This window comes from Paraburkholderia jirisanensis, from assembly GCF_054782355.1.
This window is the reverse complement of sequence record NZ_BAAGSQ010000025.1, coordinates 645676-667192: the sequence shown is the minus strand read 5'-3', so window position 1 is coordinate 667192 and position 21517 is coordinate 645676. Positions and strand designations below refer to the sequence as shown.

Annotated in this window: 18 protein-coding genes; 10 read left to right on the top strand and 8 right to left on the bottom strand. The window is 65.2% G+C overall.

Annotation, left to right across the window (positions count from 1 at the left end; all coding sequences use genetic code 11):
• Nucleotides 1–41 precede the first annotated feature (41 nt).
• Nucleotides 42–968 carry a LysR family transcriptional regulator gene (locus ACYVNQ_RS14715; RefSeq protein WP_460903227.1) on the bottom strand — a complete coding sequence of 309 codons (927 nt, stop codon included), beginning with the start codon at nucleotides 966–968 and terminating at the stop codon, nucleotides 42–44.
• Between the two features lie 294 nt (nucleotides 969–1262).
• Between ACYVNQ_RS14715 and ACYVNQ_RS14710 the strand changes: the two genes are divergently transcribed.
• The 4 genes from ACYVNQ_RS14710 to ACYVNQ_RS14695 all read left to right on the top strand — a co-directional run bounded on the left by ACYVNQ_RS14710 (nucleotide 1263) and on the right by ACYVNQ_RS14695 (nucleotide 6011).
• Entirely contained in the window at nucleotides 1263–2378 is a 1116-nt protein-coding gene (locus tag ACYVNQ_RS14710) for an NADH:flavin oxidoreductase/NADH oxidase (protein ID WP_460903226.1), read from the top strand.
• 181 nt (nucleotides 2379–2559) lie between these two features.
• Nucleotides 2560–3924 carry an MFS transporter gene (locus tag ACYVNQ_RS14705; protein ID WP_460903225.1) on the top strand — a complete coding sequence of 455 codons (1365 nt, stop codon included), beginning with the start codon at nucleotides 2560–2562 and terminating at the stop codon, nucleotides 3922–3924.
• 266 nt (nucleotides 3925–4190) lie between these two features.
• Nucleotides 4191–5273: an alpha/beta hydrolase family protein gene (locus ACYVNQ_RS14700; RefSeq protein WP_460903224.1), complete on the top strand. Its 1083-nt coding sequence runs from the start codon at nucleotides 4191–4193 to the stop codon at nucleotides 5271–5273.
• 204 nt (nucleotides 5274–5477) lie between these two features.
• Nucleotides 5478–6011 (top strand): c-type cytochrome, encoded by a 534-nt coding sequence (locus ACYVNQ_RS14695; protein WP_460903223.1) that lies wholly within the window; start codon nucleotides 5478–5480, stop codon nucleotides 6009–6011.
• A 25-nt stretch (nucleotides 6012–6036) separates the two neighbouring features.
• Here the strand turns inward: ACYVNQ_RS14695 and ACYVNQ_RS14690 are convergent, their stop codons facing one another.
• The 6 genes from ACYVNQ_RS14690 to ACYVNQ_RS14665 all read right to left on the bottom strand — a co-directional run bounded on the left by ACYVNQ_RS14690 (nucleotide 6037) and on the right by ACYVNQ_RS14665 (nucleotide 12039).
• Nucleotides 6037–7203, bottom strand: a complete 1167-nt coding sequence (locus ACYVNQ_RS14690) for an osmoprotectant ABC transporter ATP-binding protein OsmV (protein WP_460903222.1) — start codon at nucleotides 7201–7203, stop codon at nucleotides 6037–6039.
• On the bottom strand, nucleotides 7200–7853 hold the full coding sequence (locus tag ACYVNQ_RS14685; RefSeq protein ID WP_460903221.1) for an ABC transporter permease: 654 nt from the start codon (nucleotides 7851–7853) through the stop codon (nucleotides 7200–7202). Before ACYVNQ_RS14685 ends, ACYVNQ_RS14690 begins: the two co-directional genes overlap by 4 nt.
• Nucleotides 7854–7890: 37 nt before the next feature.
• A complete protein-coding gene (locus ACYVNQ_RS14680) occupies nucleotides 7891–8811 on the bottom strand; it encodes a glycine betaine ABC transporter substrate-binding protein (RefSeq protein WP_460903220.1) in 921 nt (306 codons plus the stop codon).
• Nucleotides 8808–9524, bottom strand: a complete 717-nt coding sequence (locus tag ACYVNQ_RS14675; protein WP_460903594.1) for an ABC transporter permease — start codon at nucleotides 9522–9524, stop codon at nucleotides 8808–8810. Before ACYVNQ_RS14675 ends, ACYVNQ_RS14680 begins: the two co-directional genes overlap by 4 nt.
• A 314-nt stretch (nucleotides 9525–9838) precedes the next feature.
• Nucleotides 9839–11062 carry a tetratricopeptide repeat protein gene (locus tag ACYVNQ_RS14670; protein WP_460903219.1) on the bottom strand — a complete coding sequence of 408 codons (1224 nt, stop codon included), beginning with the start codon at nucleotides 11060–11062 and terminating at the stop codon, nucleotides 9839–9841.
• 65 nt (nucleotides 11063–11127) lie between these two features.
• On the bottom strand, nucleotides 11128–12039 hold the full coding sequence (locus ACYVNQ_RS14665) for an alpha/beta hydrolase fold domain-containing protein (RefSeq protein WP_460903218.1): 912 nt from the start codon (nucleotides 12037–12039) through the stop codon (nucleotides 11128–11130).
• Between the two features lie 384 nt (nucleotides 12040–12423).
• Between ACYVNQ_RS14665 and ACYVNQ_RS14660 the strand changes: the two genes are divergently transcribed.
• The 4 genes from ACYVNQ_RS14660 to ACYVNQ_RS14645 all read left to right on the top strand — a co-directional run bounded on the left by ACYVNQ_RS14660 (nucleotide 12424) and on the right by ACYVNQ_RS14645 (nucleotide 16297).
• Nucleotides 12424–13218 (top strand): hypothetical protein, encoded by a 795-nt coding sequence (locus ACYVNQ_RS14660; protein WP_460903217.1) that lies wholly within the window; start codon nucleotides 12424–12426, stop codon nucleotides 13216–13218.
• Nucleotides 13215–13931 (top strand): transporter substrate-binding domain-containing protein, encoded by a 717-nt coding sequence (locus ACYVNQ_RS14655; RefSeq protein WP_460903216.1) that lies wholly within the window; start codon nucleotides 13215–13217, stop codon nucleotides 13929–13931. The genes ACYVNQ_RS14660 and ACYVNQ_RS14655 overlap by 4 nt, the downstream gene beginning before the upstream one ends.
• A gap of 275 nt (nucleotides 13932–14206) precedes the next feature.
• Nucleotides 14207–15124, top strand: a complete 918-nt coding sequence (locus ACYVNQ_RS14650) for a GntR family transcriptional regulator (protein WP_460903215.1) — start codon at nucleotides 14207–14209, stop codon at nucleotides 15122–15124.
• 99 nt (nucleotides 15125–15223) lie between these two features.
• Complete coding sequence (locus ACYVNQ_RS14645) at nucleotides 15224–16297, top strand: Ldh family oxidoreductase (protein ID WP_460903214.1); 1074 nt, start codon at nucleotides 15224–15226, stop codon at nucleotides 16295–16297.
• A 141-nt stretch (nucleotides 16298–16438) separates the two neighbouring features.
• Here ACYVNQ_RS14645 and ACYVNQ_RS14640 read toward each other — a convergent pair whose 3' ends face one another.
• Nucleotides 16439–17725: an MFS transporter gene (locus ACYVNQ_RS14640; protein WP_460903213.1), complete on the bottom strand. Its 1287-nt coding sequence runs from the start codon at nucleotides 17723–17725 to the stop codon at nucleotides 16439–16441.
• 217 nt (nucleotides 17726–17942) lie between these two features.
• On the opposite strand from ACYVNQ_RS14640, the gene ACYVNQ_RS14635 reads away from it, so the two are divergent.
• Nucleotides 17943–19076: a lactonase family protein gene (locus ACYVNQ_RS14635; protein ID WP_460903212.1), complete on the top strand. Its 1134-nt coding sequence runs from the start codon at nucleotides 17943–17945 to the stop codon at nucleotides 19074–19076.
• Between the two features lie 612 nt (nucleotides 19077–19688).
• Nucleotides 19689–21485 carry a S10 family serine carboxypeptidase-like protein gene (locus ACYVNQ_RS14630; RefSeq protein WP_460903211.1) on the top strand — a complete coding sequence of 599 codons (1797 nt, stop codon included), beginning with the start codon at nucleotides 19689–19691 and terminating at the stop codon, nucleotides 21483–21485.
• The last annotated feature ends 32 nt before the right edge of the window (nucleotides 21486–21517 follow it).

Here is a 21517-nt window from a genome sequence, read left to right as displayed (position 1 = left end):
TCAAGCGCGCAGGCACGCACGCGCGCCGCGCACCACCGCGTTCACTTACGCTGCACCGCATCCTTCTCCAGATGATCGACCAGAATGCGCGCCGGCATCGGCAGCGTATCGAAGTTGCGCGCAACGATCACGAGCGGCCGCAGCGACCACGCATCGTCGAGTTCGACGACCGCCAGCCGCGTCGATTCCACATAAGGCAGCACACTGCCTTCCGGCAGCACGCCGACGCCGAGCCCGGCGCCCACCATATTGCGCACGCCTTCGAAGCTGGTCACCTCGATGCGCACGCGCAGCCGTCGGCCGCTGCGTTCGGCGGCCGCGCGGCACAGTTTGGGAATCGACGTGCCATGCGGCATGCTGACGAAGTCTTCGTCCAGCGCCGCATCGAAATCGATATGCGCCCTGTGCGCCAGCCGATGATCGCGCGGCACCAGCAGCACCAGCTTGTCGACGCGATACGGCCGCACCTGCAGATCGCCGAGCGTATTGGGCGCCGGCGCGCAGATGCCGAGGTCGGCCACGCCGCTCTCGATCGCATGCACGACTTCGTCGCTGGTTTTCTCGACCATGTCGACGCGCACTTGCGGGTTCACGCGCAGGAACGAATGCAGCGCGGCGGGCAGATACAGCACCATCGCCGTGAAGTTCACGTAGATGCGCGCGTGGCCGCGCAAGCCTTGCGAATACTCGGACAGTTCATCGGAAATCTGCTGCAGATGCTCGACCAGCCGCTTCGCGTGGTGATAGAGCGCTTCGCCGGCGGGCGTCGCCTGCACGCCGCGGCTGTGCCGATAGAGCAGCGGGGTGCCCGCTTCGGTTTCGAGGTCGGACACGCGCTTGCTGACCGCCGACGCGACCAGATGCGTGCGGCCCGCCGCGGCCGCGATGCTGCCTTCCTCGATCACGGCGACGAAGATACGCAGCGACTCGATGTCGAAGCGCAGCGGGCGGCCTTCGTTGGCGCGCATTTCTGTTACTCCCTATACGGGTTATCCCTGATCTGCTGGGTGCATCCATCACGCTTCGCGATGCCTGCGCTGATGAATCGGAAGTTCTCAAACCGGCTGGCAGGCCCCATTCTATCGCTGTGAAAGAGCGATAACTGCGGCGCCGCGACGCACGACAGGTGGCGCGAGCCATCGCGCACGACGACGGAAGGCCGTATCCATGTCTCCGTGTGTCGATTCGCGCATGGCGACACCGGCATCCGCAGCTGTGCCCTTGGCCCCTTCAACGATTATGTTTCAGGCATCCGCATCTCTATGAGCGCAACCCTTTTCTCCCCCTTGCAGCTCGGCTCGCTCGAGCTCGCCAATCGCATCGTCATCAGCCCGATGTGCCAGTACAGCGCGATCGACGGCTCGGCCAGCAGCTGGCATCGCACGCATATCGGCAACCTTTCGTTGAGCGGCGCGTCGCTGATGCTGCTCGAAGCGACTGCCGTCGAGCCTGACGGGCGCATCACGCCGCTGTGTCTCGGCCTTTACTCCGACGCAAACGAAGCGGCGCTGGGCCGCGTACTCAGCGAAGTGCGCGAATTCAGCAAGATGCCGATCGGCGTGCAATTGAATCACGCAGGACGCAAGGCATCGAGCGAACCGCCGTGGCGCGGCGGCGGCCTGATCCCGGTCGAAGACGGCGGCTGGCGCACGTTCGGGCCCTCGGCGATCGCCCAGCGCGATAGCGAAGCCGCGCCGCTCGAGCTCGACCGCGACGGCCTCGCGCGCATCCGCGACGCCTTTGCGGCAAGCGCGCAGCGCGCCGCGCGCATCGGCCTCGACGCAATCGAATTACACTTCGCACACGGTTACCTGCTGCATCAATTCTTGTCACCGCTGTCGAATCAGCGCAGCGACGAATACGGCGGCTCGCTGGAAAACCGCATGCGCTTCCCGCTCGAAGTATTCGATGCAGTGCGTGCGGTGTGGCCCGCCGGCAAGCCGCTCGGTGTGCGCGTGTCGGCCACCGACTGGGTGGAAGGCGGCTGGGACCTCGAGCAAACCATCGAGCTCGCGCAGCGGCTGAAGGCGCGCGGTTGCGACTGGATCGACGTCTCGACCGGCGGCCTGTCGCCGCAGCAGAAGATTCCGCTTGGCCCGCACTACCAGATGCCGTTTGCGAAGGCCGTGCGTGAAGCGACTGGCATGACGACCATGGGCGTAGGGCTCGTCACGCAAGCCGCCGAAGCGGACAAGGCGGTGCGCGACGGCGACACCGATCTGATCGCGCTGGCCCGTGCGCTGTTGTGGGATCCGCGCTGGCCGTGGCATGCGGCGGCCGAACTGGGCGCGAGCGTCGACGCGCCGCCGCAGTACTGGCGCAGCGAACCGCGCGGCGTCGGCAAGGTGTTCGCGGGCGCGTCGTTCGGGCAGCGCTAGCGTGAGCACGCGCTGGCCGTGGCGCACGGCCGCGGCTGGCAGCAGCACGCAGCAGCGCGGCAATAGCAAGTAGCAGTGCAGTAATAGCAAGTAGCAGCACGCAACACGCAGCAAAAAGGCGCACACCCGGCGACCTCGACCGCACCGAAGGTGCGCCAGTAAAAATCAAGGAGACGAGCAGATGGAACAAGGGCAGGTGGCAGTCCGCGCACGCGGCCGCTGGTACGACGGTTTGACGGCGATGCACTGGCGAGTGCTGCGCGCGAGCTTTCTCGGCTGGATTTTCGACGGCTACGAGGCGCTGGTGCTGGTGGTCGTGCTCGCACCGATGCTGCATTCCGTATTGACGCCCGCCCAGGCGGCCTCGACGCCGGTCTATGCCGGCGTCGTGATCGGCATCACGCTGCTCGGCTGGGGCATCGGCGGCCTCGTCGGCGGGATTCTGGCCGACTACGTCGGTCGCAAGCGGATGATGCTGTGGTCCGTGCTGCTGTACGCCGTGTTTTCCGGTTTCACCGCGCTGTCCGATACGATCTGGACGTTGTGCGCGCTGCGTTTCGTCACCGGTCTCGCAATGGGCAGCGAGTGGAGCACCGGCATCGCACTGCTGTCGGAAACCTGGCCTGAAGAGGCGCGCGCGAAGGGCGCCGGCTTCCTGCAATCGGGCTTCGGCTGGGGCACCTTGACCGCCGCGGTGCTGTGGTACGCGATGTCGTCGTGGCATCCGCTTGGCGCTGAGACCTGGCGCGTGATGTTCGTGCTCGGCGCGCTGCCGGCGCTGTTCGTGCTGTACATCCGGCGCAACGTCAACGAATCCGAAAAATGGCAGCGTGCGGTGCGCGAGAAGCGCTGGAACGCCACGACCGTGCAAGGCGCTGGAGCAACGGCAACGGCAGCGGCACCGGCCGACGGCAAACGGCCGTTTACGCTCACCCAGCTGTTCGTCGAACCCGAGGCGGCGCGCCGCACGCTGATCCTGCTGGTGCTGTCGATCGTCACCACGGTCGGCTGGTGGGCCATCTCGAGCTGGCTGCCGACCTTTACCGTTGCGATTGCGAAGGCCGAAGGCGTGGCCGATCCGCTGTCGTGGGGCTCGAAAGTGTCGATCGCGTACACGATCGGTGCGATTGCCGCGTACATGGTGGCCGGTTTCGTCATCGACGCGATGGGCCGCAAGGCATTTCTGTCGCTGAGCTTCGTCGGCTCGCTGCTCACTACCATCGTTACGTACAAGCTGACCTCGAGCGTCGAAGCGATGATGGTGGTCGCCCCGCTGAACGGCTTTTTCACGCTCGGCTGCGCATACGTATGGATGGCGATCTACCCGGGCGAACTGTTCACGAGCACGGTGCGCTCGACGGCGATCAGCTTCGTGTTCAATGCGGCGCGTCTGATTGCGTGGGTGTTTCCGATTATCGCGGGCAGCATGATCAAGTCGTTTGGCGGCGTCGCGCAGGCTGCGCTTGCGCTTGGCTCGGTGTACGTGCTCGGCATCGTGCTGCCGTGGTTCCTGCCGGAGACGCGCGGCAAGGGTATGCCGGATTGAGCGAAGCCGCGCGCCGTTGCGCGCGCTGTCCGTCGTGTCCGCAGCGTCTTTTAAAACGAGCTTGTCCCCGAACGTTCAACGAACGGGACGCGGTCTGCCGCCCACTGTTTGCATGGATGCGAGTGCGGGCGAATGCGGTAAGCTTGCGACACGCGGGCATGGGCATACAAGACGCTTACGCCAGATGGCTACGCGAGGCGATCGCACGAAGTCATCACACGAAGTACTCACGACAGGGCCCGCTCACAACATAAAAAGGAGACGCAGTGCGTTGCACGCTCATCAAGGCAGCCGCGTGGCTGCTGCTGTTCGTAGCAGCCGCTGCAGGCGCGGCGAACGTAGGTGAACTCCATCGCACCGCATTCGACCGCACCGCGGCGCTGCGCGATGCGCAACAGCGCGCGGTACTGCGCATCACGGTGTGGTATCCGGCCGCTGCGCAAGCCGTCGAGCGAAACATTGCGATCGGGCCTGCGGACCAGCCGCTTTTCGAAGTCGGCACGGCCGCGCCGGATGCACCTTTCGACACGTCGCGCGCCACCTACCCGGTCATTCTGCTGTCGCACGGCTACGGCGGCAGTGCGCGCGTGATGGGCTGGCTCGGCATCGAGCTGGCGCGCGACGGCTATATCGTCGTAGCGGTCGATCATCCGGGCAACAACGGCGCGGAGCCGATGACGGTGGCCGGCGCAGCCCTATGGTGGGACCGTGCCGACGACCTGCGCATCGCCCTCGATGCGATCGCGCGGGACCGTACGGTCGGGCCGCATGCGGATCTGTCGCGGGTCGGCGTAGCGGGATTTTCCGCGGGCGGCTACACGTCGCTGATGGCGGCGGGCGCGCGCATCGAGCCCTGGCGCTTCATCCGGTTCTGCGACACCCATCCTGACGACGACATGTGCAAGCCGCAGCCCGAACTTGCCGTCACGCGCGCGGACTTCGACAAGCTGATCCAGCGTCCCGAGATCAAGGCCGAACTGGCGCATGCCAGCGACGATCATTCGATTGCGCAGGTGCGCGCGGTGTTCGTGATGGCGCCCGCGCTGGTGCAGGCGCTGCGGCCCGCCAGTCTCGAAGCGTTAGCGGCGCCGGTCCAGATCATGGTTGGCGACGAAGACACCACTGCACCGGCTGTGACCAATGCAATGGTGGCTGCGCGGCTGATTCCCAACGCATTGCTGACGCGCCTGCCGGGCGTCACGCACTACGACTTTCTGGCCGACTGCACGGCAGCCGGCCGCACCGCCGTGCCGGTATGCGCGCATGCAACGCATCAGGACGACGTGCATCGCCTCGCGATACGATCCGCCCAGCAGTTCTTCGACGCGCGTCTCACGCCCGCTCACTGACACCGAACGCGGTAAACAAAGCGCGGCAAACAAAGCGCTGCAAAGATAACAAAACGGTAATCTTCGCGACGGCCAGCAGCAAACCGCGCGCACCTATCATCGGGCCCTGTAGCAGTGCATGCATCGCCCGCGGCGGCCGGTTCAGCGGCCGCGCGCGAGCGACGCGTGCGCTACCTTCGAACTTACCCGCAGGTGCGCCCACGCATGTCCATGTCGATTCGTTCCCGTATTGCCACCCGCATGGCGGCCGTTGCCGCGCTGGGTGTTGTGTGCGCGGCCGGCGCCGCCGCCTTCGTCTATTCCGGCGTGTATGACGTGTCCGCCAGCGCGAAGGATGGCCCATTGGTCACGTGGATGCTGCATACCACGTACGAGTCGTCGCTTAAGCGCCACGCGGGTCACGATCTCGCGCCGGCAGACCTGATGTCGCTCGACAACATTCGCGCCGGCGCACGGCTCTACGATGCAACCTGCGCGTTGTGCCACGGCGCGCCGGACCGGCCGTTGAGCGCGGTCGGGCAGGGCATCCAGCCGGCCGCGCCACACCTGCTCGCGGCGCATCGCGGCAATGTGCCGCAGCAGACTTTCTGGGTGATCAAGCACGGCGTGAACATGACGGCCATGCCGTCGTTCGGCAAGACGCAGTCCGATCAGACGATCTGGCAGCTGTCGGCGTTTCTGTACGACGCGCGTGGCATTTCGAAGGAGCGTTACGACACGTTGAAGAGCGCGCAGTGAGCATGCGTTGCGCGCAGGCGACGCGTCACACGCGCTCCAGTTCGTTTGCCTTCGCCACCGGGGCCTGCCCGGTTTGCTGGCGCGAGCGGCCCGAGCTCAGATAGTCGGCGATCGAATCCTGCGTGATCTCGCCGAGATAATTGCCGTCGCCGTCGAGCACTGGCAGCCACGACGAGCGGTACTGGTACAGCTTCGACAGCACCACGCGCAGATTGTCGTCCGGCCCGGCGCTGGCCGGAAACGGGCTCAGCTGCTGATGGCAGACGCCTTGCGCGCCGCGTGCCGCACGCCGCGCGACGAAGCCGAGCGCCCGGTGCCGCGCATCGACCACGGTCAGATAGCGGCTGTCGTTATCGTCCATGGTCGCGAACGCGTCGGCGAGCGGCGTGTCCGGTTGCGCCACCGGCGGCTGTGTGGCGGCATCGCCCGCGCGCACCAGCAACAGGCGCTTCAACGTGCTGTCCTGGCCGACGAACTGCCCGACGAAGTCGTCGCGCGGATGCGCGAGCAGCGTATCCGGATGATCGTATTGCACCAGCTTGCCGCGGCGGAAAACGGCGACCCGGTCGCCGAGCTTGATCGCCTCGTCGATATCGTGGCTCACCATGATCACGGTCTTCTTCAACTGCCGCTGCATCTGGAAGAACTCGTTCTGGATGGCTTCGCGGTTGATCGGATCCACCGCGCCGAACGGCTCGTCCATCAGCAGTACCGGCGGGTCGGCGGCGAGCGCGCGGATCACGCCGATGCGCTGCTGCTGGCCGCCCGACAGTTCGCGTGGATAGCGCTTCAGGTATTGCTTCGGATCGAGCGCGACCATCGCCATCAGTTCGCTCGCACGCGCCGCGCAGCGCTTCTTGTCCCAGCCGAGCAGCCGCGGCACCACGGTGATGTTTTCCTCGATCGTCATGTTCGGGAACAGGCCGACCTGCTGGATCACATAGCCGATGCGCCGGCGCAGATCGACTTCATCGAGCGTGCCGGTGTCTTCCCCGCCGATCAGCACCCGGCCCGAGGTCGGCGCGATCAGCCGGTTGATCATCTTCAGCGTGGTGGTCTTGCCGCAGCCGGACGGCCCGAGGAACACGCAGATTTCGCCTTCCTTCACCTTCAGGCTGACGGCATCCACGGCGCGCACCGGCTGGCCGTCTTTTTGCGTGAAAGTCTTGGTCAACTGGTCCAGTTCGATCATGTCTTTTGCACTCCCTTCGGTGTCAGTGCGCGCTGCAGCGCCTGCAGCAGCAGGTCCACTACGATCGCGAGAATGCTGACGAGCACCGCGCCCACCAGCAGTTTCATCATGCTGCTCTGGCCGATCGCGCGGATGATCAGCGTGCCGAGGCCGCCGGCGCCGATCACCGCGGCAATCGTCATCACGCCGATGTTCATCACCACCGCCGTGCGCACGCCGGCCAGAATCACCGGCACGGCAAGCGGCAATTCGACGAGGCGCAGCCGCTGCCACGTGGTCATGCCGATGCCGATGCCGGCTTCCCGGATGCCGGCGTCGACGTTGCGCAGCGCGAGCCAGGTGTTGCGCAGGATCGGCAGCAGCGAATACAGGAACACCGCGGTGATCGCCGGCAACGCGCCGATCCCTTCGCCGAAACGCGAAAAGATCGGGATCATCAGGCCGAACAGCGCGATCGACGGCAGCGTCAGGATCACCGTAGCGGCACTGAGCAGCGGTGTAGCGAGCCAGTCGTAGCGGCTCATCAGGATGCCGAGCGGCACGCCGGCAACGATCGCGCAGCCGACGGCGAGGCCGACCAGATAGCAGTGCTGCAGCGTCAGCTGCAACAGCTCAGGCCAGTTTGCGGACAGATAGTCAAATAGGCTCATCGGTTATTTCCACTTACTCGTTGATTCATCCGGTGGTTCACGGCAGGCGGTGCGTGCGCAGAAAATCCGCGGCAACGGCCTGTACCGATTGACCGTCGATGTCGACGCGCTTGTTCATTTCCAGCATCGCGTCGTTGTTCAGCGCCGCCGACAGCGCATTCAACTGGTTCGCGAGTTGCGGGTTCTGCTGCAGGATCGGCGCGCGTACTACCGGCGTGGCGTTGTAGGCAGGGAAGTAGTGGCGGTCGTCTTCGAGTGGCACGATGCCGAAGCCCTTCACGCGGCCATCGGTGGTGTAGACGAGGCCGATACTCAGCTGGTTGTTATGCAGCGCCGTGTACACGAGGCCCGGGTCCATCTGTCTCGTCTCCGCGCGCGAAAACTGCATGCCGTAGGCCGCTTCGAGCGGCTTCAGGCCATCGGCGCGATTGGCGAACTCGGCGTCCATGCCGAACACGTGGCGTGTGCCCCGCGGGTCGCTTGCGAGCTTCGCGGCCAGCTGCGAGATCGTGCGGATACCGGTCTTGCGTGCCTGGGCGGCCGGCAGGCCGAGCGCGTACGTGTTGTTCAGCGGCGATTTGTTCAGCCACACCAGGCCCTGTTGCGCGTCGATCTGCTTGACGCGCAAATACATCTCGTCGGGCGTCATCTTTCCGGTGAGCTTGTCGTAGACCAGCGCTGCCGTGCCGGTGTATTCCCATGTGATGTCGAGCTGACCGTTTTGCTGCGCGCTGCGCAACAGCACGCTGCCGAGGCCCGTGCGCGCATCGACGGTATAGCCGCGCGCACGCAGGTATTGCGACGTGATTTCGGCCAGCACATATTGCTCGGTAAAATTCTTGCCACCGACGACAAGATTCGATGACCACGCGGGGGCACTCGCGCAGAAGCCCGCAAGGCCCAGCACCGCGAGGCCGCACAGGCGCGCGGTAAAGCGATAGACGAGGCTGCGCATCATAGGACCACCCCGCGCCGGCTCAACAACTGGCGGCTCGCGCCCAGCATGATCGCGTCGAGCAGCAACGCGAGAATCGCCGTTGCGGCGGCGCCGAGCAGCAGCATCTGGTTGTTGTTCAGATAGATGCCCGGAAAGATCAGCGTGCCGAGACTGTCGGCGCCGATCAGATAGGCGAGCGGTGCGGTGCCGACGTTGATCGCCAGCGCCGTGCGGATGCCGCCGACGATGATCGGCAGCGCATACGGCAACTCCACGCGCAGCATCGATTGCGTATTGGTCATGCCGATGCCGCGCGCCGCTTCGAGCAGGGCGGCCGGCACGTTCTTCATGCCTTCGTACGCGTTGCGCGTGATCGGCAGCAGCGACGCGAGAAACAGCGCGATCACCGCAGGCGTGTCGCCGATGCCGAACACGCCGAGCGCGATGGCGAGCACCGCCAGCGACGGAACGGTGTTGCCGACGTTGAAGATCTGCATGAAGCTGTCGGCCGCGCGGCCGAGCGCAGGCCGGCTCAGCAGCGCGCCGGCGGGTACGCCGACCAGTATCGCGAGCGCCATCGAATAGCCGACCAGCAGCAGATGCCTGCCGGTGTAGTAGACGAGATCGCCCGAGTGCTGGCGCCAGGTATCTGCGTCGATCGCTCGCGCCAGTAACAGCAGCGCGAGCGCGACGGCGAGCAGGCTGCCCGCAAAACGGACAGTGCGTCGAGTCAGCAAAATAGGCCTCCGGTTTTGAAGCGGGGCGGGGCCGGGGCGTCGCGAAAAAAGCTTCGCGATGGCAGCACGCATGGAAGTTTTTACATGGGCTGTGCTGCTCTGGAACTGCAGACACCAGTTCGCTTGCCAGCGGCAGCGAATGGCCGATGCGTTGCGAGAGCAGAGCTGGCGGCCCTTTCCCGCTGGGTCAGTCGGGTAGGTTCAGCGCGCCAGCGGGCCCACAGGTGAGCCATGCCGCGCACTGAACGGTGCAACAGAAGTAAGCCGGGAGCAATCCGCGTGCCTGCGGCGCTGGGTGATGGGAATCTGGGTCACGTCCGCGCGCGCGCGATCTCATCGAGCGCCTGAGCGACGGATTCGATCAGCGGTTGCCAGCCGTGCGCGCCTTGCCGGAACAGGTACATATCCTTCGGATACCACGGCGACTGCGTGCCGGCGCGGTGCCAGCGCCAGTCGACGCCGCGTTGCGGCAGCAGCAGCCAGCACGCGACGCCGAGCGCGCCGGCCAGGTGCGCCACCGCGGTATCGACCGTGACGATCAGGTTCATCTGCGCGACGATGGCCGCGGTGTCGGCGAAATCGCGAATCTGTTCGCCGACGCAGGCCACACGCCCTTGCTCGCAATAGGGCGCCGCTTCGCGTTCGGCCGGACCCGTCTGCAAGCTGATGAAGGAGGCACCGCGCACGGCCAGCAGCGGCTCCAGATCGGCGAAGTGGCGCAGCGAGCGCTCAGCGTCGTTGTCGTGTTTGGGGTTGCCCTTCCAGACCAGTCCGACGCGGATGCCTTGCTGCGCGATACGGGCCTTCCAGAAATCCATCCGCTGCGCGAATACGCCGAGATACGGAATCTGCGCCGGGATCGTCTGCAAGGTCGTGCCAAAGTGCCGCGGCAGGCTCATCAACGATTCCCAGTAGTCGTGCGCGCGCAGTTCGCGAGGATCCGTGACGACCGTGTCGATGCCTTCGACCGTGCGAAACAGGCCGCCCAGTTCCGGTTTGCAGGCCAGTGTCAGCTGTGCGACGCCCAGTGTCTTGAGCAGCGGCGCGTAGCGCACGAACTGGATCGCGTCGCCGTAGCCCTGTTCCGGCAGCAGCAACAGCGATTTCCCCGTCAGCGCCTCGCCGGCCCACTTGGGAAACGGCAGCGTGCCGTGCTCGTGGAACAGCCGGTCGCGCGCTTCGTAGAGCGGCCAGCCTTCCGCATAGCGCCCGTGCGCGAGCAGGATCAGCGCGAGATTGAAACGCGCCAGGTCGAGTTCGGGCCGCAGTTCGAGCGCGCGCCGGTAAGCCGCTTCGGCTTCCGGGGAGCGGTATAGGCTCTCGAGCGTGTCGGCGAGATTCGCGTGAATTTCGGCCGACTCGTTGCAATGCTGCAGCGCGATCCGGTAGTGCTGCTCCGCTTCGCCGAAACGGCCCGCGCGGCGCAGGTCGTTGGCCAGATCGTTGTGATCGATGGCGGCTTGCGGTACGCCGCGCTGCAACGCGTGCATGGCGAAGAACGGCTGGAGTGCGGGGCGGGATACCGGCTGGGTCATGGGGGAACGGCTCCGTTTGGCGCAAGCATGCGCTGAGAGCGTGACAACCTTGTTGTCACAGAGTGCTATGGCACGGCTTGGGTAGGCGCTGCTGCACCGCACATGGTTTGCACGAACGCCCCCATCGAATCGAGCGCCCGGCGGCCCTCGTCGAGTTGCGGGTAATACAGCGTCCACGCGTGAATCATGTCAGGCCAGGTTTCGAGCACGACGCGCACGTCGGCCAGTGCGGCGGCACGCGCGAGCCGCATCGAATCGTCGAGCAGCGTCTCGGCGCTGCCGACCTGGATCAGCATCGGCGGCAGCCCGGCGAGCCCGGCAAACAGCGGCGAAGCGAGCGGCGTGCGCGGGTCCGCGCCGTTCAGATAAGCGGCCGCTGCTTCGAGCAGATACGGCTTCTGGATCAGCGGGTCGACGTCGGCCTTCGAGATCATCGATTCGCCGCTCATCGTCAGATCGCTCCACGGCGAGCTGAGCCACACGCAGCCGGGCAGCGGCGTGCCGGCGTCGCGCAATGCGACCAGCGCACCGAGCGCGAGACCACCGCCCGCGCTTTCGCCGGCCAGCACGATGTCGGCCGGCGCATAGCCTTCCGACAATAGAAAGCGATAGGCGGCCAGCGCGTCGTCGAGTGCGGCGGGGAAAGGGTGTTCGGGCGCGAGCCGGTAATCGAGCGCGAGGGTGCGCGCGCGGGCTGTGCGGCCGGCCTGCGCAACGAGATGCCGGTGGCTCTCGATACCGCCCACGATATAGGCGCCGCCATGCAGGAACAGCATCACGCGGCGCGTGTCGGCCTCGGGCGTGATCGACCATTCGCCTTGCACGCCGCCAGCATCGACGCGTTGCAACTGGACGTCCGGTGCGATCGCGTAACGGCTCGTCAGCGCGACGAGGCGTTCGCGTCGCTCGGCCAATCCGGTTGGCCGCGGCAGCGACGCAAGCAGCGCACGTACGGCAGCGATCTGTGAATCGGCCATGGCTTGTCTCCAGAGAGGGTGTCGCGGCAGTATGGCATGGCGCACTGCGCGCCGGCAGCGTCTGCTAACGCGCGGTACGGCGACGATTTTGCTCGCGAATCGCGTTGCTGCGCACAACGCTTGACCGCGATGCGACGGTCGCTGTATATCGTGCAACGGGCCGCTTGCGTTGCGATATGCGCGGCGGCTAGCGGGATGATCCTGCCTTTCGCAGTAGCGGGCGGCAGTAGCGGGCGCATCGGGTTGCGTCGTCCGCTCGCAACACCGCTCGATGCCGCGGCGCAACCAGGTGCACAAAAAAAAATCAACGCACGGTACCCGCAGTGCGCAACGGGCAGCAGCCCGTAGCGAAGCGGTGCCTGCAAACAAAGATCGGGGGAAACCATGGAAGCGTTGACGTTCAAGGACTGCTTTCGCGATGCATGGACCGATGCCGCGAACGTGGCCAGGAACCGGCCGGTGATGATGCTCGTCGCGGTGGCCGGTTTGCTGGCGTGCGGCGCGATTTCGTTCGCGTTGAGCCACACACCCGGTGCGGCCGCGCGCGGCAGCGCGGTGCCGCTTCTGCTGTTGCCGGTCGCGTTGGTCAGAATGGCGATTCTGACCGCGTTGCCGGTGCAGGTCATCCAGCAGATCTTGCGCGGCAGCACGGGCCGCACCAGCGCGATATTCGGCAGGGAATTCTGGCGCTATCTGGGCTTCGGTCTGCTGCTTGGCATCGGCGCGGCGCTCGTCGCAGGCGTGTTTGGCGTGCTCGGCTATCTGGCCTTTGTCGAATCCGGCAACGCACACGCACCGGTATGGCTGCGCGTGGGGGCGGTAGGTCTCGTCACGCTGGGCGTGCTGCTGTTCGCCGGCTGCCGCATGAGCCTGATGTTCTGTCACATCGCAACAGGTGGACCGATGCGCTGGCGCGCGTCGTGGCAGGATACGCGCGGCCATGTATGGCGCATCATCGTGTCGCATTTTTTGACCTTGCTGCCGATTCAGCTCGCGGGCGTTGGTCTGGGTATCGCCGGCGCATTCTGGATTCCGCGAGGGCATACAGGCGCGCTGGATTACCTGCTTCAGCTGTGCAGCGCGCTGTTCTGGGTCGCCGCGTTGACCGTCGGCGGCGCGTGTTCATGCTGGCTGTACAAACGCCTAGCGCACTCGTTCGGCGCGCGCTTCGCATCATGAGGATCGTGCTCGCCTATATCGACGAGCCGCCGTTTGGCTGGCGCTCCGCCGATGGCCGCACAACCGGCGCCGACGTCGAACTGGCCGGCGTGGTGCTGCGCGCGATCGGCGTCACGCATGTCGAACATCGCCTGACGACATTCGCCGAACTGCTGCCGGGCCTGCAAAGCGGGCAGTGGGATCTCAACGTGCCGTTGTTTGTCACGCCGCAGCGCAGCGTACTGGTCGATTTCAGCGTGCCGGTATGGGCGATCGGTGATGGTTTTCTGGTGCGCGCGGGCAACCCGAAAGCACTCGATAGTTATGCGGCACTGGCGGCGCAGCACGACACGCGGCTGGGTGTGATTGCGGGGCAGGTGCAGGTGCGCTCCGCGCAGGCGGGCGGCGTACGCGACGCACAGATCGTGCAGTTCGACGAGCAGGCCCAGGCGCTCGATGCGCTGGTTGCCGGCCAGATCGATGCGTACGCAAGTACCGCGCTCGGCAACCGGATCGTCGCGCAGCGCATCGGTGCTGCGCATGTGCAGGCGGTAGCGCACCGCGAGTCGGGCGCGCTGCCGGTCGGCGCGTTTTCGTTCAGAAAGGGGAATCGCGCGCTGGTCGATGCGGTTAACCGGCAATTGCGCGCGTATCTCGGCTCGGCTGATCATCGCCAGCGTATGGCGGCGTTCGGGCTGGGCGACAGCGAGATCGATCCGGTGGCACAGGGCTGAGAATCGTAGCGGCGGATGCTGCCGCGGGCTGGGTTTACACCTCCTTTCCTTGCGTTAGCGTTCTGGTGCGCAGCCGGGCGCCTGTCGTCGCGCGCTTTGCGCAAGCGCGTTTTCCATCCAGGAGGTGTGCTCCACGAACTCGCCGGCTTAGGCACCGCAAGGTGCGCTTCGCTTGCTCAAGTCCAGATAGTCTTTTATGATCACATAAACCAATTTATGCATTCACCTGCGGCGCTCCGTATCGCCGCAGGCAACCGGCAGTGTGTTCACGCGCAATGAGCGACGCCTCTCCCACTCCGCTGCAAGTGCGCATCGCGCGCGACATCGTTGCGCTGGTGCGTCGCGACGCACGGCCGCTCGGCCATCACCTGGCGGAGACGCAGCTCGCGCGCGACATCGGCACGTCGCGCTCGCCGGTCAAGGCCGCACTCGGCTATCTCGCCGAGCTCGGCGTGGTCACGCACGACGCGAATCGCGGCTTCTTTCTCGCGTGCGACGCCGCATCGCTGACCGCAGTCGCCGAGCAGTTCGCCGCAGCGTCGCCCGACGAGCCGCTCTATCTGAAGATCGCCACCGACCGCCTCGCCGGCACGCTCGCCGACGAAGTCGGCGAAGCCGCGCTGATGCGCCGCTACGGCGTGGCACGCACCACCCTGCGCAAGGCGCTGTCGCGCATCGCGCGCGAAGGCTGGATCGAGCAGGGCGTCGGGCACGGCTGGCGTTTTCTCGGCATGATCGATTCGCCCGAAGCGTATGACGAGAGTTTCGTGTTCCGTCAGTCGATCGAGGTCACGGGTCTACTCAGCACTTCGTTCAGCTACGATCCGAAGCAACTCGACGAAATCCGCCGCGAACAGCAGCGCATCGTCGACGGCGGCTGGTCGTCGATGACGGCCGCCGAACTGTTCGATGCGAACTGCCATTTCCACGAGGCGCTTGCGAAGTGGTCGGGCAACCGCTTCATCTACGATTCGGTGCGCCGCATCAACCAGCTGCGGCGGCTGGTCGAATACAGCCAGACCAGCAATCGCAAGCCGCGCAAAGGTCAGGCGCAGGAGCATCTGGCGATGCTCGAGGCGATCGTGCGTTCCGATCTGCTGAGCGCGGCCGCGTTGATGCGCAGCCATCTGGATGGCGCGCGGCGTCTGAAAAGTCCCGGCGCGCAGGGCTTCGACGCCGGCCGCCGGTCATGACCGCCACCTCTCGCGTTTTTCCACGGTCCGCTGCGTAACGGCGGGCCCGTCCGGTATTCCGGCCGCGCCGGCCGGCGTTTGATCAAAGGAGTTTGCCAAGTGAGTCACACCGACATCAGCGGATTTCAGCGCGTCACGGCCGATCCGCTGCGCAATTTTGTCAGCGCTGTCTATCAAAGCGCCGGCGCGAATGCCGAGGACGCGTACGTCGCCGCCGACGCGATGGTCGAAGCCGACCTGTGGGGGCATCAGTCGCACGGTGTGCTGCGGCTCGGCTGGTATTACGCGCGCTTGCGCTCGGGCGCGATGCGCACGCAAACGAACCTGTCGTTTGCGGTCGATGCCGGTGCGATCGCGGTGCTCGACGGCGGCGACAGCATCGGCCCGGTGGTGGCGAAGCACGCCGCGCTCGATGCGATCCGGCGCGCGCAGGCGCACGGCATCGGCGCGGTTTCGGTGCGCAACTCGAATCACTTCGGCACCTGCATGTATTTCACGCGGATGGCGGCGCAAGCCGGCTGCATCATGCTCGTGATGACCAACGGCGGTCCCAACATGGCGCCGTGGGGCGGCCTGAAAAAGATGATCGGCACCAACCCGTGGTCGGTCGCAGTGCCGGCCGGCCGTTACGCGCCGATGATCATGGACGTCGCGAACTCCGGCGTGGCGCGCGGCAAGGTTTTTCTGGCGCAGACGCGGCATGAGCCGATTCCGCTTGGCTGGGCGGTCGATGTAAAAGGGCGCCCCACCACCGACCCGACCGAGGCGCTAAAGGGCTTCATTCTGCCGATGGCGGGCCACAAGGGCTACGCGATCGGTGCGATCGTCGACGTGCTGTCCGGTGTGCTGTCGGGCGGCGGTTTCATGGACGAGGTGCATGGCCCGTACGATCCGGTGAATCGCAGCCGCGCCGGGCATCTGATGATCGCGCTGAACGTGGCCGCATTCCAGCCGCTCGACGAATTCAACGCGCGTATGGAGCGCTATGTCGAAACGCTGAAGGCGGTGCCGTGTGCCGAAGGCGTCGACGAAGTGTTTTATCCGGGCGAGAAGGAAGCGCGTGCGCATGAGCAGCAGCTTGCCGCAGGGATCCTGTTGCCGGACGATACGCTGGCCGTGCTTGACAAGGTCGCGCTCGAGGCCGGTGTGGCGCCGGTCGCGCGCGGCGGCTGATGAGGTAGCGGGCGGGCCGCGCCGCGGCCCGCAGCGCGGCGCGGCGCAACGTTGCTGCGCGCCGGCGACCGGCGGCTGGTGGCTAACGGCTAACGGCTAAGCCGCCGATTCACGTCATTCCCCGCATTCGCCGCAGCCGCATCAACCCCGCACTGCGCTCGACGCGACCCTTGCGCGCGCAACGATCGGCTGATGCGTCATCGTCAACGTGATGACGATGCCGGTCAGCAGCAGCACGCCGGCAATGGCAAAAGCGCCGTCGTAACTGCCGGTCAGCGAGATCACGTAGCCGGTCACGATCGGCGCGAGCAAGCCGAACACATTGCCGCCGACGATCACGAAGCCCATCGCCTTGGCGATATCGCGCTGATTCGGCAGCATGTCCGACAGCAGCGAGAAGTTGGTCGCATTCGTGGCCGCGATGCCGCTTAGCGACAACGTCAGCACCGCAACCAGTGCGGCAAAACTGCTTGCCATCGGCACCAGCAGAATCGCCGCGCCGCACAGCATCGACAGGGCGATCGCATGCCGGCGCCGCCCCGACGTGACGCCCGCACGCTTCACGTAGCGGTCGCTCAGCAGGCCCGCCAGCACCGCGAGCACGACTGCGCCGCCGTACGGCACGCTGCTCAGCCAGCCGCTGCTGGTAATCGACACGTGCCGCGTGGTTTGCAGGTACGACGGCAGCCACGTCAAAAACAGGTACTGCGCGAAGATATTGCAGCCTTCGGTCAGCGCGATGCCCCACAGCGTGCGCGAATGCAGCAGGCGCAGCAGGCCGTCGGGCTCGCCTGCGCCGTCGGGCGCCTGGCCATGGTTGCGTTCGCGCACGATCAGCTCGCGCTCGCTTGCCGACAGCCAGCGGGTGCGTTCCGGCGTGTCGAACAACAGCAACCACAGCGCGAGCCATACAAAGCCGACCGCACCGCAGATCACAAACGCCCAACGCCAGCCGAATGCCGAGATCAGCACGCCGACCAGCGCGAGACAGAAGGCCGGCCCGGCGAACGAACCGGCGTTGAAGATTGCATTGGCGAGGCCACGCTCGCGGGCCGGAATCCATTGCCGCACGGTTTTCGCGCAGACCGGGTTGCTGCTCGCTTCGCCTGCGCCCATCGCCAGCCGCGCCGCGAGCAGCAAGCCGTATGCGCCGGCCGCGCCGGTCAGCATGGTTGCAAGCGACCAGACGCCGATGCCCGCCGCCGCGACGCGACGCGTGCCGAAACGGTCGACGAACTGGCCCATCGGAATCAGGAACAACGTATAGGTCCAGATAAAGGACGAAAACAGGTAACCCAGACTGACCGGCGACAGATGAAATTCCGTGGTGATCGGCTTGGCCGCCACCGACAGCACGACGCGGTCCATGTAGTTGATCGTCGTCAGCGAAAAGAGAAAGAGCAATACCCAGCCGCGCCTGAAAGCCACCTGTGTCTCCTGTCGATTGATTGGATTCGTGCGGTGCGCCGCCTGGTTGCGGCCTGGGTTGCAGCCTGCCTGATACCTGAGCGTCTCCAGATCGCGTCGCGCCGTGCTTTGCCGCCGTGCTGCGGCAAAGTAGGTACAATGCGTTTTATGATCACAAAAGTCAATGAAGGGTGACAGGGTCGCTTGCGCGGCCACGTGAAGAGAAGAGGGGGCAACATTGAACGAAGCGATACACGACCCGCGCGCAGCCGCGGCGGATAAGCGCCGCGCGAGCGGCTGGATCGCCTACGTCGGCAGCCGCACGACCGTGGCGCGCAATGCGCGCGGCAAAGGTTTGAGCGTGTACGCGGTCGATGCCGCGTCAGGCGAATGGCGGCTGCGGCAGGTAGTCGAAGGACTCACCAACCCGTCGTTCGTAACACTGAACCGCGCGCAAACGCGGCTTTACGCCGTGCATGGCGACCATGCGGAAGTGAGTAGCTTTGAGATCGGGCAAGCCGACGGCAGCTTGCGCTTTTTGAACCGCCAGCCGTGCGGCGGTATCAATCCGGTCCATCTCGAACTGTCGCTCGACGAACGCACGCTGGTGATCGCGAACTACGCAACCGGGACGCTCGCATCGCTCGGCGTCGCGGCCGACGGCTCGCTCGAGCCGGTGCGTCTGCTGATCGGACTGCCGGGCGCACCCGGCCCGCATCGGATCGAACAGAGCGGCTCGCACCCGCATCACGCGCTGCGTTTTGTCACGGCAGGTCGTGCGAGCCCGTGGCACATCGTGCCCGACAAAGGGCTCGACGCAGTATTCGCGGTGCGCTTTGGCGCAAGCGCGGCCGATACCTCGATCAACCGCTTCCAGAGCCGCGAATCCGCCGGCCCGCGGCACGCCGCGTTTCATCCGCAGATGCCGCTGATCTACGTCGCGAACGAACTCGATTCGACCGTTACGACGCTGTCGTTCGATGCGGACACTGGCAGTTTCGCGTGTATCGGGCACGTGTCGACACTGCCCGGCAACTATAGCGGCGCGAATCGCGTGGCCGGCATCGTCGCGCACCCATCGGGCCGCATGCTGTACGTATCGAATCGCGGACACGATTCGGTGGCCTGCCTGCCGCTTGACGCCGACGGTGTACCCACCGCCGCGCATGAGTTCGCGCCCGCGCTCGGCGCGTTCCCGCGTTTCATCACGCTGACGCCGGATGGCGCCCGGCTGCTGGTTGCCAACGAGCATAGCGACACCATCGTGAGCCGCGCACTCGACGCTCACACACTGTTGCCGCAGGCTGGCACATCGACGATCGGGACGGGCAGCCCGGTATGCATCGTGTTCGGCGCGGCCGCACTCGCTTAACAATAAGAACGGCGCGTGTGCCGATTCACCAGCGTAGTGCGGCATGCACATGTGCCGGCAGCATCGCGATAAAACCCAAATTCAAATGCTCGAATCTGCTCCGGAAAATAATGCCGCGCAATAACGCGGCTATTTTTACGTGGTGATTTTAACGGGCTTGGGAAAATCACGATTTTTTTCGGATTAATTTTATGTTCTGCTTTACTGATATGGGACGAATTATCCGAAGCCATTCCCCGGTAAATCTCGACTCGCACTTTCAGTGACGTCGAACGGCCTGTGATTCATCAAGCATAGAGCCACACGGCATGCGATCAGGCGCTTGACAAAGGCATACGAAACCTCCTATTTTTCCTGTGCTGCCACTCATTACCAAATCTTTCCGAAGCGGCACCATCTCCACGGCTGTATAGATTACCGATAATAGTTAGCCATCTTTAGTACCTGGCGGATTTTGCACGCCCGTATTTTCCGGATGTCAGATAAAAGAAAGGTTCGTATCAGCCGCGTTAGCCGCAAGCTGGTAATGGTTTTTCTGTTTTTGCTTTAAGCGCTGGCGGCGCAGGCGGTCGTTCGATTTAGCGGTAGCTCATTTTGACGACAGGGACAGAAATGAAATCAGACCGTATTTTCATCAATCGCAGCCGGGTATATCCGGGCCGGCTGGCAACCTCGGTTGCATGTGTTGCCGGCGCGGTGCTGCTTGCGGCGTGCGGCGGCGGTGGCGACGGTGCTTCGCCGGTGTCGAGCGTGGCGCGGCAAGCCGCGCAGCAGGACACACCGCCGCCCAACCAGCCCTACGTCGACCCCGTGGCCTATTCGACGCGGGCCAACGCCGGTATCGACGTATCGCAAGTGTCGGAGAATGCCGCGGTGATGCACTACCAGTGGACCGCCGGCCAGAAGACGATCAACTACACGACCACCACCGGCCACCTGACGGTGCCCGACCAGAACGGCGTTCCCGAAGCGACGATGTCGTACGTCGCGTACACGTCGCCGAGCCAGGACGGTTCGCCGCGGCCCGTCACGTTCGTCTATAACGGCGGCCCGGGTTCATCGTCGATCTGGCTGCGGCTCGGCTCGTTCGCGCCGACGCGCGTGGCGACGCCCGATCCGCTGCTGACCAACTGGCCGAACTATCCGATCGTCGACAACGCGGACAGCCTGATCGACACCACCGATCTGGTGTACATCGACCCGCCGGGCACCGGGCTTTCCGAAGCGATCCTGCCGAACACCAACCGCCAGTTCTGGGGCACGGATCCGGACGTCAACGTAATGCGCGACTTCGTGATGCACTACCTGAACGCGAACAATCGCAGCGACTCGCCGATCTATCTATACGGCGAATCGTACGGCACGCCGCGCACCGACATGCTCGCGCTCGCGCTCGAATCGGCCGGCGTGCATCTGACCGGTATCGTGCTGCAGTCGTCGATCCTGAACTACTTCGCCGATTCGGTCGAAGCGGTGGCGATCACGCTGGATACGCTCGGCCTGAAGCTCGATACCGATACGCTGGCCGGCTACATGCCGGGCTATGCCGCAGTGGCCGCGTACTACAACCTGGTGTCGCCGCGGCCGATCACGCCGCAGGTGTATGCGGCGCAGTCGGAGACCTTTGCGACCGGCCAGTACAACCACCTGAAGCAGTACGCGCAGACGTGGGTGTTGAGCCAGTTGGGGATTCCGGATGCGCTCGGCACGCCAATCTATCCGCCCAAGCGCACGCTGCAGTCGTGGGCGGTATCGTCGAGCATGTCGTTGCAGGCGCTGAACGGCTACTTCAACACGCAACCGTTCGGCAACGCGATGATTCCGGGCACCACGATCGGCCGCTATGACGGTCGCGTCTCGCTGCCCAATTCGGATCCGCGCCTGCAGAGCGACTCCGACCCGTCCGACATCCTGATCTCGCAGCCGTTCACCACCGCGCTCGCGACGCAGATGCCGCAATATCTCGGCTATCAGGCGCCGAACGCAACCTACATGCCGCTGAACAACAGCATCATCAACCTGTGGGACTTCTCGCATGGCGGCCAGCCGTTGCCCGATACGCTGCCCGATCTGGTCGGCGCGATCACGCTCAACCCGCAGCTGAAAGTGCTGTCGGAGAATGGCTATCACGACCTGGCCACGCCGTTCTTCACCACCGAAAAGGAACTGGCGCGCATGCAGACCGTGTCGGGCCTGAACCCGAACCTGCAGGTGAATTTCTTCCAGGGCGGCCATATGATCTATCTGGACGACACCGCCCGGCCGCAGATGAAGACCGACCTCGCCAGCTTTTACCGCGGCCAGCCGATTCCGCTGGCGCTGACGCTGTGGAATCTGGCTGCGCCGTGGCCTGATGCGAGCCCGGCGGATACGACAACCGCGACAGCGCAGGCCAATGCGTCGCAGTAAGCTCAACAGCATGCATGAAGTCCCGGCCTTTA

Excerpts from the sequence above, each read along its gene's own strand:
- ACYVNQ_RS14655 (WP_460903216.1), top strand. The coding sequence starts at position 13,215 with ATGAGGATCGTGCTCGCCTATATCGACGAGCCGCCGTTTGGCTGGCGC.
- ACYVNQ_RS14680 (WP_460903220.1), bottom strand. The coding sequence starts at position 8,811 with ATGATGCGCAGCCTCGTCTATCGCTTTACCGCGCGCCTGTGCGGCCTC.
- ACYVNQ_RS14670 (WP_460903219.1), bottom strand. The coding sequence starts at position 11,062 with ATGACCCAGCCGGTATCCCGCCCCGCACTCCAGCCGTTCTTCGCCATG.
- ACYVNQ_RS14685 (WP_460903221.1), bottom strand. The coding sequence starts at position 7,853 with ATGAGCCTATTTGACTATCTGTCCGCAAACTGGCCTGAGCTGTTGCAG.
- ACYVNQ_RS14715 (WP_460903227.1), bottom strand. The coding sequence starts at position 968 with ATGCGCGCCAACGAAGGCCGCCCGCTGCGCTTCGACATCGAGTCGCTG.
- ACYVNQ_RS14695 (WP_460903223.1), top strand. The coding sequence starts at position 5,478 with ATGTCCATGTCGATTCGTTCCCGTATTGCCACCCGCATGGCGGCCGTT.
- ACYVNQ_RS14690 (WP_460903222.1), bottom strand. The coding sequence starts at position 7,203 with ATGATCGAACTGGACCAGTTGACCAAGACTTTCACGCAAAAAGACGGC.
- ACYVNQ_RS14705 (WP_460903225.1), top strand. The coding sequence starts at position 2,560 with ATGGAACAAGGGCAGGTGGCAGTCCGCGCACGCGGCCGCTGGTACGAC.
- ACYVNQ_RS14660 (WP_460903217.1), top strand. The coding sequence starts at position 12,424 with ATGGAAGCGTTGACGTTCAAGGACTGCTTTCGCGATGCATGGACCGAT.
- ACYVNQ_RS14630 (WP_460903211.1), top strand. The coding sequence starts at position 19,689 with ATGAAATCAGACCGTATTTTCATCAATCGCAGCCGGGTATATCCGGGC.
- ACYVNQ_RS14650 (WP_460903215.1), top strand. The coding sequence starts at position 14,207 with ATGAGCGACGCCTCTCCCACTCCGCTGCAAGTGCGCATCGCGCGCGAC.
- ACYVNQ_RS14665 (WP_460903218.1), bottom strand. The coding sequence starts at position 12,039 with ATGGCCGATTCACAGATCGCTGCCGTACGTGCGCTGCTTGCGTCGCTG.
- ACYVNQ_RS14710 (WP_460903226.1), top strand. The coding sequence starts at position 1,263 with ATGAGCGCAACCCTTTTCTCCCCCTTGCAGCTCGGCTCGCTCGAGCTC.